Here is a 12,565-nt window from a genome sequence, read left to right as displayed (position 1 = left end):
TATTAGCTTTACTTCAAACAAGCCCCTCTTTTTCCATAAACTCATCTTTGGTTAATCCAAAGAGGATCAGATCCTGGTATTTTCCATCCGTATAGATCACCTGGCGACGCACACCTTCCTGAACACATCCAAGTTTTCTCATCATCGCTGCGGAAGGTTCATTTCCCTCGAGTACATAATCATTAAATTTGTTGAGCCTGCGCTCGAAGAAGGCATACTTCAGCAAGATTCGAACGGCTCTGGTTCCGTATCCTTTTCCTCGATGATCCCTGTCAATTTGAATGCCAATGCTAAAGGTACCGTTCCTTTCATCAATGCTGTTCAGATTCACACCTCCGACATTTTCACGATCCATATTTACGATTGTAAACATGATCCGTCCTTTGGCTAAAGAAAAATCAGAGAAGTTTTCCGTAAAACTCTTCGCTTCAACATGGGTTGGCGGCAACTCTACTGCACACTCCAATAACCGACGGGCAGGTGTATCAAAGCGGTTATAATAATGATCCTCCCAATCTTCTTCACGCAAAGCACGTAATCTGATCTTATCATCCTGCCAGAAATACTGACTATAATCGATCTCTCTCATTCCAAGTCCCCCCGCATATTCAACCAGATTTTTACTTCGAGCTACAAACATAATAACCCATAATGTGGAATTGGAGGAGATTTGTTTTCATTAAACACAACACAACGAAAATAACCCCCGAACAGGAAAAACCTGTTGGAGGCTACGCTCTATTTTATATCAAAATCTCATTACGATTCTTCCGTATATTGAGGCTTGGATACGTTATCCGGAACCGTTTCGTCAAAAACATCCTGACCTGGATAATCCCGTACGTCTCCCTCGTGAAGCTCATGATTTTCATAATCAAAACGATGTGCAGACCGCTGGTCCACCCGCCACGGTGAACTTTTCCCAAGAGACTCGGATAACAGCGACGAACCGTAAGGACCCTCCGGGAATTCTTCGAGTGTGATATCGTTTCGCTGCGACTCCACCGTAGACACATCGGTATATTCTTGCCGTTCTTCACGCAAAAACTTATCTTTCATCGTTTATCCCTCCTGATACAGATGACCAACGTCCACTTATTGTGAGCGAGGACTAACGCATTTATACATGATTATTGGAAAACACTGCGTTCAGGTTTTGATCCATTACGATCATTATCGCTATCACAATTGGCGAATCCATATTAAAAGTACAAAAACAATGAGGCCAGCCATGCTAATCCAGGTATCGCGTTTGGACCATACCAATAACGATGAACGTCCTCCGAGCGTAGAGTTCTCTCTAACTTTACGCATTTCCATCGCAATGGTCATATCCTCTGCACGTTGGAACAGTGCCATCAACAAGGGAATCACCATCGGACCCAGGTCACGAATTCGAACGGTATTTGGTCTTAAAGCTGCCTTTCCACGTGCCCGCACGATTAGTGAGAATCGCTGCCACTCACTCCAGATCATCGGGATAAACCGAAAGATTAACGATACAGCAAGTGCAAACGAAGCTACGGGCAACCTGATCTTTTTACCGATACCGAGTACCCAGTTAAGCCCTTCTACCATTCGCCCATAAGGTGTCGTCAACGAAAACCAAAGGCTTGCCAATGTGACGATAAACAAACGATACACATTCAGCAAAGTGCCCTCCGCCTGCATCAGGGAAAAGCCAAAGTGCAGACCTCCTCCCTCTGTTGAAAGAGTTGTCCCAGATAACGCCGTTGATATGATGAAAAATAATAATAATGGCTTCATTATCTTCATACATCCAGCCAAAGTCTGACGCGGGAGCACGGCAAGTGCTGTTACTACCGGCACCAGTGTTAACGTCAATCCCAGCCATCGCTGTTGAAGCATAGCTGCGGTGACCAGCAAAATATACAAAATCCATTTCAAACGCGGGTCCATAACGCCATATAATCCGCCTGAATGAGTCAATGTGTTCGGAAGAAGCTTCGGATCATCTTCCGTTTTAATGGACGACAGCATCAGTGCTTCTTTTTCATCCTTCATTGCATCGCTCTTGACTTCCATCATTACCGTCCCTGATGTTTCTATCGACTCGTTCTGAATCCCCACCTCAATTAACGTAGACTGAACAATGCTTTCAGCCATCTCTTCTGGCGTCATTGCGGTCAAAGGCAGCTCTAGACCCGCTGCTCTTAACTGCTGTGCCAGTCTCATCGATGGTGGCAGTCCGATCCCTGTCTGCTCCAGCAGTTCAGGTCTTTTGTGAAGTTCTATCGGCGTAAGATCGGCGATTAGACGGCCTTCCTGCAACAACAATACTCGATCCGCACAAGGCAAGAATGTATCCAGATCATGGGTTGCTACCACGCCCCCACCACCTGCCAGACGATGTTGCGACAATACATCCAGCAAAAGCCCGACACTTTGCGTTTCCAACCCGGCGCTTGGCTCATCCAGCAGAAGCCAGTGTGGATTGGTCACACTTCCGAGAGCAAGTCCAAGCCTGCGCTTCTCTCCCCCACTTAGAGCAAATGGCGACCTGTCCAGATGAAAACGTCGGTCCAACTCCGAGGACACTGGCGGGTCCCATTGGTTCAGTGCTTTTGTGATCCGTTCTTGTTGCTGTTTCTCTGAAAGTCGATAGGGACGCAGAGAATATGTGAATTCACGCTGAATACTTCGCGCAAACAGTTGTTGTTCCGGAAATTGAAACAATAGTCCCATTTGCAATAAAATCGACTGCGGCACTTTTCCTTCTTTCCAGAAAGGTGTGCCATCCAATGTGATACTTCCTGCATCGGGAGGTCTCAGACCAGCCAACGTCTGTAATAAAGTCGTTTTTCCTGAACCCGTGCAGCCCAACAGCAAGGTGATTTCCCCACTGTTCAACTGTACACTCACATCTTCAAGCAGTGCACGTTTGCCCGATTCGGATGCTTCTATACGTATATTGGTTAGCTTGATCTCCAACGTGCGACCTCCTTGGCCAGTTGCTCAGGTCGCAGTGGCATGGCTTCTGGCATCATACCTTTTTGCTTGAGCAATAACGCAGTTTTTACAGTAAAAGGGGGGTCCAATCCTAACCGTTCACAGGGAGATAGCTGTACATTTTCCCGAGTAGCCTTCTCATTCATCTCTGTTTCATAGTAAAAGGACTCCGGCTCCCCGTTGTACACACAACGTCCCCTCTCCATAGCAATGATTCGATCACACAGGGTTGCTTCCTCAAGATGATGTGTAATCCAGATTACTGTCGTACCCCGCTGGGTAATCTTCTGAACGATGGCCTCGATGCGGTCTCTTGCTCCTGGATCAAGCATGGCTGTTGGCTCATCCAGAATCAATATATCCGGTTTGGCCGCGAGTGCTACCGCAATGTTAAGCAGTTGTTTCTGTCCACCCGATAACTGTGAGATGGCCATATCCGGGGGATATTGAAGTCCTACGGTATGTAATGCGTCCTGCCTCTGCTCCAATTGTTCTTCTACAGTATTCATTAATGGTGACAATGCATAATGAAATTCCTCTTCAATGGTATCACCCAGTACCTGTGCATCAGGTTGCTGTAATACCCCCCGAACGGTAAGTTCATCCGAGATATCCCGTAAGCCTCCCGATAGTGGAATGAATCCAATCAGTAGTCCAGCGAGTGTGCTTTTTCCACTGCCATTCGCCCCTACTATACTAATCCATTCGCCTTGGTGCAGCGTAAGTGAAACCCCATCCAGCGCTTTCCTCACCTGACCACCTTCGGTAGCATAATGCACCCGGACATCTTCTAATGTAATTATAGGCAGGTTGCCTTGCATCGTAAATTAGTCCTTTCCCTTTCTATTGTTATGTGGTACGATCCTAATCGTTAACCACATTTATATAATTGGTTAACAATCATATTACCAAAATGGAGAGGATTGTTCAAACATGAAATTATCTTTGCGAGGCATTGTATTCAGCGCACTTATGGCCGCAATTTTAGTACTTTTTGGTTACATAAGCATTCCCATTGGCTTCTCCCCTGTACCGATAACATTACAAACTTTGGCTGTCATGCTGGCCGGAGGATTACTTGGTCCACTCTATGGTTTTCTAAGTGTCACGATCGTTGTTCTGCTCACCGCTCTTGGATTCCCCTTGCTACACGGGACCGGAGGACTTGCAGTACTGCTTGGACCTACCGGAGGATATGTGATGATGTGGCCGATCTCCGCATTATTGATTGGACTGCTGCTTGCACGAATCAACATCAAAGGTGTAACAGGATTCATTCTCGCTTTTGTTGTATTTGAACTATTTGGCTCACTGCTCTTGTATGTCTCAGGTGTCCCTTGGCTTGCCTATGCATACAAAATGTCCTTACCCGAGGCCATGATTCAAGGATTCTATCCTTACATTATTGGGGATTTGGTCAAAGCTGTATTTGCTGCCATCATCATTGCGCCCGTGCGCATGGTTTTCCCACCTCAACGTCTCACAGGTAACATGCATTCCACGGTTATAAAAGCGGATTCTTAATAGAAGCTACATAAGGTAACTAATCTGCCTATCTTTGAAAACGACGAAACCGCCAAAATCACTTTGGCGGTTTTCGTTACTTCTTTTCCTCTAAGATTGTTCTGTCATCGGAGTGATCCGTGTAAATCTTCTTTAGTTCAACTTATATATTCACCTGAATTAATTGACGCTCTGTAATCTGAAATTGTTGATCCGCTGTATTTTCAATAAACCTCTGATCATGAGATACATACAGAATTGTTCCTTCATAGGCCTTGATAAAACGCTCCAACGCTTCCAATGCATGCATATCAAGAAAATTCGTCGGCTCATCCAACAATAGAATGTTATATTGTCCAAGAAACAAGTGACATAATTGAAGACGAATCACTTCTCCTCCACTTAGTGTCCCAACATTCTTGAGCAAGTCATTCCCTGTAAACTGCATTGCGTGCAATGCACTTCTGAGCTCTGATTCCTCATATTCCGAACGATTTTTCAGGAATTGTAATACGGTCTCTTTTGTCGTGAAACGATAGCTCATTTGCTGAAAATAACCGAGCTTCGCTTTTGGAGACATTATGATCTGATCTCCGACATGGAAAACATGGTTAAGCAATGTACTTTTCCCACTGCCATTGGCTCCGGTTATCGCTATTTTTTGTTTTAATGGAACCTGAAAACTCACATCCTCCAGCAATACGTTACCTTCCACTTCAAGTGTAAGGCGATCTGCCATAATCGGAAATCGATTGTGCAGCTCCAGTGTCTTTGGCTGACGGAAGATCATAGGCCGATCCTCTTGCACTGCTTTTACCTCATGAAGTTGTTGCATCCGCTGTTCAATCGCTTTGGCTGCGCGGTGCACCGCTTTTTGACTGGTGCCTTTGGATTTTGTTTCAACCATACGGTTTGTTTTTGCCTTGGATTCTTTTTTGGACATGCTTCCGGCCTGCGTTATTTTCTCGGCTTTCTTCATCTTTTCCCTGGCGGCCAGCTCCAATCGTCTTTTCTCCTTCGAGAACTGTTCATGGGCCTGGTTTTGCTGTTCACGCTCCAGCCTCTTCTGTGCCTGATAATCACTATAGTTGCCAGAATATACGCGAACCTCGCCTTGATGGATTTCCCAGATCGTGGTCACCAGTTCATCCAGAACCGCACGATCATGACTGATCAGTACGATTGCCCCATAGTAATAACGCAATTCATCCAGCAAAAATGTAATGCCCTCTTGATCCAGGTGTGTTGTTGGTTCATCCAGTAACAGTACTTCATGATAATGAGTGAACATTTGAGCCAGTTTCAAACGGGTCTGTTCTCCTCCACTCCATGATTGATCGTGTTGCGGTATGGCTAATTTACTGAGTAAAGCCCCGTCAACTTCGATACTTTCGTTAGGCTGGGGTGGTTCGACTTGTTCCAAATAACCAAACTCTGCAAAACGTTTTACCTTTCCGGCTGTTGGCTGGATTTGCCCCGCAATGAGTTTCAACAGTGTACTTTTACCCTGACCATTACCACCCACTACACCAATGCGATCCAGTTGATGAACAGCCAGTCGCTCAATGTTCAGGATTACTTTATCCATATAGGTCATCTCAACCTGTTCTAATTCAAAACATATCTTTTCCATATTCGCTACCTCCGAAATAAGATTTATTTCGTATCGATAGCGAAGCACGCTTCTATCGATACGAGCTGATCGTGCCAGCTCGTATCAATAGAACAGTAACGTCATCATGGCGGTTACCTCCAGTAGTCTGTATTGAGCGCCTTTTACTTAATTATTTACCTGATTAAGATAATCAGAAGAAAAAACAAAGAATCACAGGCCACGGCCTGTGATTCAACGTAAACGGGAAAGCGAGTATAACACTTATTTTAAGGTCAGGATGATTGAAAATGACAGACTGATCCCGTTTACTCTGAACCAATAGTCAGAGCCTTTGAACGTATTCAATTACCGATTCAAAGGAAGGAAACGCAGTCTCATCGCATGTGTCATGTTCAATAATCCACCTTTCATTATCTTGTATAGATGTACAATTTTAATTATAATTTTCCAATTCCACCATGTCAACGGAACGATGAAAACACGGCACCATCAGATTAGTACATCAATCTACTTTTGTTCCTGGCCATTACCGCTACTTAATTTTAATAGAAGCTCTTGGCTACTAACCTGACCTGTAGCCTGTGGAATCACTTCTTCGTAGTTGGCTGAGTTGGTTACTATAATTGGCGTTACCGTGTGATAACCAGCGGCCTTAATCTGTGCAATATCGAACTCAAGCAACAGATCTCCCGCTTGGACCCGATCGCCTTCTTTGATATGGGAAACAAAATGCTGCCCATCCAATTTAACAGTATCAACTCCCACGTGAACCAATATTTCAGCACCGGTGTCTGATACTACAGCCAAGGCATGTTTTTTCTTAAATGCAACGGTAACTGTACCATCAAAAGGCGCTACGACTCTGCCCACAGCTGGCTCAATCGCAATCCCTTTACCCATTGCTCCTGATGCAAAGGCCGGATCTGGAACTTCCGACAATTCCACAATCGTTCCTTCGATTGGGCTGAATACAACTTCGTCTGAAGCATTCATTGTACGGGCAGGTTGCTGGGCGGATGACGTAGATTCAGTTATTGTTTCTTCTTCAACCGGATCTTTGAAGCCCATGATGTACGTGAGTACAGCCGAAACAACAAAGGATACTACGATACCCAGAATTAATCCAGGGAAGCCTTGTCCACCTGGTCCGTAGAAAATTGGCAAGGTCAGCAGTCCCGGTGCACCGGATGCAAATGCCAATGTGCCCGCTTGACCAATGATAGCTCCACCAACTGCACCACCGATAACTCCTGCAATGAATGGACGTTTCAGTGGTAATGTTACCCCATAGATGGCCGGTTCAGTAATACCGAACAAAGCCGTCAATGTGGATGATCCCGCTAATGTTTTCAGTTTTTTGTTCTTGGTTTTCAGCATAACCCCAAAAGCAGCACCCGTTTGAGCAAAGATTGAAGCTGTCGCAGCTGGTTTAACCCCATCCTGTCCATACACTGCAACGTTGTTGATAAATACCGGAATAAGACCCCAGTGTATTCCGAAGATAACGAGCAGCTGCCAGCTTGCACCCATAACGGCTCCTGCAAGCAATGGACTGAATCCAAATGCGGCAACGAGTCCAGCTGCAATTGCATTACCAACGTAGACACCAAATGGTCCGAATACCAACAGTGTCAGTGGTACCATAATCACTAGCAAAAACAATGGCGTAACAAAGTTTTTCACACTATCGTGAAGTGACTTATTAAAGAACTTCTCCAACTTGCTCATGACAATGACAGCTAAAATGATAGGAATAACCGTCGATGAATAGTTCATCAAAATGACAGGGATACCGAAGAAATCCGTTGGTGTTCCCTCTGATTTCAACGTGACGATGGACGGATAGATCAGTGCTCCTGCAATCGTCATCGCGACAAACATATTTCCCTGGAATTTACGTGCTGTTGTAACCGCTAACAACAGAGGCAGGAAATAGAAGAGACTATCTGCTGCTGCATACAGGATTGTATATGTTGTTTCTGTCGTTTCCAGCCATCCAATATTACTTGCAATCAACAATAACCCTTTTAGAATACCGGCTCCCGCCATAACACCCAGAAGTGGTGCAAAAATGCTGGATATGATATCGATAATACCTCCGAGCCCTTTGCCTGCTTTGCGAGGTTTTTCTTTATCTGACGAATCGTCCAGAATGTTACTGATCTGTCCAATGGCACTATAGACTTCAGGCACCTTGTTACCAACAACTACCTGGAACTGTCCTCCATTTTCTTTGACTGCGATGATGCCTTCTGTTTTCTCCAGTTTGGCTTTGTCTGCCTTGGCATCGTCCTTCAATACAAACCGTAACCGTGTTGCACAATGAACCAGCGATTCCACATTTTTCTCACCGCCGACCAGTTCTACAATCTCTTTGGCCAGTTTCTCTTGACTCATGATCTGCACCCCCACTTTTTCTCAAACAGGCCCTTTACCGATTTTTTTGCACGCAAAAAACCTAAGCCTTGAGCAAGGGGACACAATGGTCCTGACCTTCTCATGACTTAGGTTTTGCCTGCATAACCAGTAACAATCCCAGTTAAATCGTATTCAATTCCTGTTAATCACATATTATTATAATTAAACCATTTTTGTCAACATTTAAATATTATCGATTAACCACTCGTTCGATATGAACCGTCAGATACAATTTTTCTTCATTGGTCAGCTCATGGTTGTACTCTTTTTTGACAAACATCTCAATTTTCTCCGTACATGCTGCGGCATCAGGATGCTTCTCCTTAATCATGTCATAGAAATGATCATAGTTGTTGTCGTAATGCGTACCGCTGAGCACACGCTGGGAGAAGAACTTCAGATGTGTGATAAAGCGAAAATAACTGAGGGAGTCCTCATCAAATTCCATTTTGAAATGATATTTCGCTATATTAATAATCTGCTGGATAAACTTCGTAATATTCATCGTTGTGATAACTTCTTCGTTCATCTCTGCGTTGACAATATGAAGGGCAATAAAAGCGGCTTCATCGGGTGGAAGCTCAATATTCATGCGAGTATTGATCTGTTCCAGCGTCTTCAGGCCAAGTTCGAATTCGGGCTTGTACAACTGTTTGATCTCCCACATTAATGCGTTCTTGATCTCCACGCCTTCCCGATAACGTTCGATGGCGAAGTTAATATGATCTGTAAGAGATACATAGATGTTCTCATTCAGCTTTCGGCCCAGATTCTCACTTGCATACGTGATGATCTCTTCCACAATTTCAATCAGTTCCATCGGAACTTCGCGCAGCAGCATTTTGAAATTATCGGACGTCTGTTTGTTTTTCAATGCAAATACTTTCTGGATGCGGGTCTCGTCTACTATATCCCCCGGCTTTTTCTTAAAGGCAATCCCACGTCCCATCACCACAAGCTCTGCTCCATCCGCCTGATAGATGCTAATGACGTTATTGTTGATAACCTTTGCTATTTTCACTTCAATCCCCCCGTCACGTTCCACTCTCTTGGCAGTTATACATCGTCTTTTGGGCATACAAAAAAAACCTGAAGCATCACAAAATAAACAAGACATGGTGGTCTGCTTTTTTCGGTGCTTAGGTTTTGCCTACTTCGAGTAGTAACAATCCCAGAAACGATATAATTGCGTCAAGTATAGCGCGAACCTGACTATATGTCAACGCTTTCAATGTGAGGACAATCGGAAGTCCCATGGTTATATAAATTGAACTAGAGAATATTTACACTTGCTACTCCGATGACAGAACAACCTTCCCATCGCTGTTATCCCCAGATTTTTTGATTCCCTTTTTAAAGGGAAAATCCGGTGATAAAGGCGAACGCTTCGCTTCTCCAGCTTTTTTCTGTCCTCTCTGTTTTGTGTAAATGTTTAGTTCAATTTATATAGATGAAACTTCCGATGTTTTATTGCCGTACAAGACCATTTTAATTCAGAAAAAATATAAACTACTCGTCACCCAGGTTTGTTCCGTTGGATTCAATCACATTTTTGTACCACTCAAAACTCTTCTTCTTCAGCCGTGTCAGCTCACCTTGACCTTCATTATTACGATCCACGTAAATGTAGCCATAACGTTTTCTCATCTCACCTGAGGATGCACTTACAATATCAATAGGTCCCCAGCTGGTGTAACCGATGATGTTCACGCCATCCTGAATGGCCTCACCCATTTCAGCTACATGTCGTTTCAAGTAGTCAATCCGGTACCCATCATCCACTTCACCTTCCGGTGTAACCACGTCATTGGCACCAAATCCATTCTCAACAACAAACAGCGGCTTCTGATAACGATCATGTAGTTGATTGGCAGTAATACGGAATCCTTTGGGATCAATCGTCCATCCCCATTCGGACTTCGCCAGATATGGATTGGCTACCGAGCCAAATACATTACCACTGGTCATATTTTTGATAACTTCCGGATCGGTACTGGTTGTACGACTTGAATAATAGCTGAACCCGATATAATCTACGGTATGATTCTTCAAGATTTCCGCATCACCCGGCTGCATAACAATGTTCAACCCGTGATCTTTGAAGAAACGTTTGGCGTAACCCGGATATTCCCCACGTGACTGCACATCGATGAAGAAATAGGACTCTCTATCTTTTTCCATGCCCTGGAACACATCTTCCGGATTACAAGTATACGGATAGAAGCTTCCTGCGGCGAGCATGCACCCAATCATGGCACCAGGAATAATCTCATGACATGCCTTGACTGCCAATGCACTTGCAACCAGTTGATGGTGAGCAGCCTGATATTGAATTTCCTTGATGTTATCCCCTTCATTAAACGCCAGCCCCGCCCCAAGGAACGGAAGATGTAACAGCATGTTGATCTCATTAAATGTCATCCAGTATTTCACCTTGTCTTTGTACCGAGTGAATACCGTTGTAGCGTAAGTTTCGAATAGCGTCACCAGTTCACGACTTCTCCAGCTGCCATACTTCTCGATCAGGTGTACAGGCACATCGAAGTGAGCCAATGTAACCACAGGTTCAATGCCGTTTTTCAACAATTCATCAAACAGGTTATCATAAAATTGCAATCCGGCTTCATTTGGCTGTGCATCTTCTCCTGTTGGGAAAATCCGTGCCCAGGCAATGGAGACACGCAGTGCTTTGAACCCCATTTCGGCAAATAAAGCAATGTCTTCAGGGTAACGGTGATAGAAGTCAATCGCTTCGTGTGAAGGATAGAACTCGGTAGCAAGCGGCGTAAAAGCCGGAACATGACCTTTCATAACACTTCTACGGTTCTCTCCTGTTGGCAGCAAGTCAACGATACTCAGTCCTTTGCCGTCTTCCAGATACGCGCCCTCCGCCTGATTCGCAGCAATGGCTCCACCCCATAGAAAATCTTTAGGAAATTTAAAATTCGTCATCATCATTCTCCTTCCAAATATGTAATTCAGCTATCCGCTCAAATCCTGAAAAATATTAAAAAGACAAAATAGAAAAAACCCGAACCAGCCTGGGTACACGATTACGTGTAAACAAGCCAGCTCAGGTTATGCCCATATCGGTAACATTCCCAGATCATGATTATGCGGATTGGATAAAACTTTAGCAAGAATCAGAACAGTTGTCAACTTCTTGAAACCGGTTTAGCTTCGGATTGCCCGCTACGATATTTGATAGAACGCAGCACATGTGCCGCCAAGAATCATCTGTTGATCTGATATAGGTAGGGCATTAATATGACTCATAATGAGACCGTATACTTCAGAATACGTAGCTGAAACGTTGCTCACGGGCCAGTCGGACCCGAACATTAACCGTTCCGCACCAAAGGCTTCTATGGAGATATTCAGATAGGCTGTAAAGTCGCTCGGAGTCCAATTTGCCCAATCTGCTTCCGTCACCATCCCTGAAAGTTTACAGTACGCATTTGGTTGTTTGGCCAATGACTCAAGCGCTTCTTTCCATGGTGAGAGTATACCTGATTTTATGTCGGGTTTGGCTAGATGATCAAGTACAAATCGCTGTTCAGGAAACGCCTTAACCAGTTCAACGGCATAAGGCAGTTGCTCCTTGGACACCAACAGATCATAGGCCAAATCATACTCCTTAAGCAATGAAATTCCCCGCTGAAAGTCTTCTCTCAATACATACTTCAGATCAGGTTCATCCTGTATGACATGACGTACGCCCTTCAGATATGGATTGGACGCGAACAGTTCAAGCTGATTCCGAACTTCATCCGAACAAAGATCCACCCATCCGACAACACCTTTAATACATTCATGCCGATCTGCCAACTGCAGAAGCCACTCGGTTTCTGTCAGTGATTGTCTGGCTTGTACCGCAATACATCCCTCCAGTCCGGATTGGACCAATAAAGGTTCAAGTTTTTCCGGAAGAAAAGATTGACGAATGGCTTTCATCTCTTCGCCAATCCATCCGTACTCGGCGGCATTGTATTCCCAGAAATGTTGATGTGCATCCAGTTTCATATTAGATCCCTCCCAGGGTATTTAAATCTAATTATC

At 44.4% G+C, this 12,565-nt stretch carries 10 protein-coding genes; 1 reads left to right on the top strand and 9 read right to left on the bottom strand.

Features of this window, described 5'->3' with window-relative positions:
- Positions 1-13 precede the first annotated feature (13 nt).
- The 4 genes from MKY87_RS29440 to MKY87_RS29425 form a co-directional block, all read right to left on the bottom strand.
- Positions 14-589 (bottom strand): GNAT family N-acetyltransferase, encoded by a 576-nt coding sequence (locus tag MKY87_RS29440; protein ID WP_340967329.1) that lies wholly within the window; start codon positions 587-589, stop codon positions 14-16.
- A gap of 170 nt (positions 590-759) precedes the next feature.
- Positions 760-1,059, bottom strand: a complete 300-nt coding sequence (locus tag MKY87_RS29435; RefSeq protein ID WP_036608432.1) for a hypothetical protein — start codon at positions 1,057-1,059, stop codon at positions 760-762.
- Between the two features lie 123 nt (positions 1,060-1,182).
- A complete protein-coding gene (locus MKY87_RS29430) occupies positions 1,183-2,952 on the bottom strand; it encodes an ATP-binding cassette domain-containing protein (RefSeq protein WP_340967328.1) in 1,770 nt (589 codons plus the stop codon).
- Entirely contained in the window at positions 2,937-3,791 is an 855-nt protein-coding gene (locus MKY87_RS29425; RefSeq protein ID WP_340967327.1) for an energy-coupling factor ABC transporter ATP-binding protein, read from the bottom strand. The genes MKY87_RS29430 and MKY87_RS29425 overlap by 16 nt, the downstream gene beginning before the upstream one ends.
- Positions 3,792-3,903: 112 nt before the next feature.
- On the opposite strand from MKY87_RS29425, the gene MKY87_RS29420 reads away from it, so the two are divergent.
- Complete coding sequence (locus MKY87_RS29420; protein ID WP_036608438.1) at positions 3,904-4,494, top strand: biotin transporter BioY; 591 nt, start codon at positions 3,904-3,906, stop codon at positions 4,492-4,494.
- A 142-nt stretch (positions 4,495-4,636) separates the two neighbouring features.
- On the opposite strand, the gene MKY87_RS29415 is transcribed toward MKY87_RS29420, so the two are convergent.
- The 5 genes from MKY87_RS29415 to MKY87_RS29395 form a co-directional block, all read right to left on the bottom strand.
- Complete coding sequence (locus MKY87_RS29415) at positions 4,637-6,106, bottom strand: Msr family ABC-F type ribosomal protection protein (protein ID WP_340967326.1); 1,470 nt, start codon at positions 6,104-6,106, stop codon at positions 4,637-4,639.
- Between the two features lie 489 nt (positions 6,107-6,595).
- Positions 6,596-8,485 carry a beta-glucoside-specific PTS transporter subunit IIABC gene (locus MKY87_RS29410; protein ID WP_340967325.1) on the bottom strand — a complete coding sequence of 630 codons (1,890 nt, stop codon included), beginning with the start codon at positions 8,483-8,485 and terminating at the stop codon, positions 6,596-6,598.
- Between the two features lie 211 nt (positions 8,486-8,696).
- On the bottom strand, positions 8,697-9,527 hold the full coding sequence (gene licT / locus MKY87_RS29405) for a BglG family transcription antiterminator LicT (RefSeq protein ID WP_340967323.1): 831 nt from the start codon (positions 9,525-9,527) through the stop codon (positions 8,697-8,699).
- A 488-nt stretch (positions 9,528-10,015) separates the two neighbouring features.
- A complete protein-coding gene (locus MKY87_RS29400) occupies positions 10,016-11,458 on the bottom strand; it encodes a 6-phospho-beta-glucosidase (RefSeq protein ID WP_340967579.1) in 1,443 nt (480 codons plus the stop codon).
- Positions 11,459-11,698: 240 nt separating this feature from the next.
- Positions 11,699-12,529, bottom strand: coding sequence for an amidohydrolase family protein (locus tag MKY87_RS29395; protein WP_340967321.1), 831 nt, complete (start codon positions 12,527-12,529; stop codon positions 11,699-11,701).
- Between the last annotated feature and the right edge of the window lie 36 nt (positions 12,530-12,565).

The sequence above is a fragment of the Paenibacillus sp. FSL R7-0198 genome (assembly GCF_038000415.1).
GTDB lineage: Bacteria > Bacillota > Bacilli > Paenibacillales > Paenibacillaceae > Paenibacillus.
Note: the sequence above shows the minus strand (reverse complement) of the source record. Positions and strands in the feature narration are given on the sequence as shown.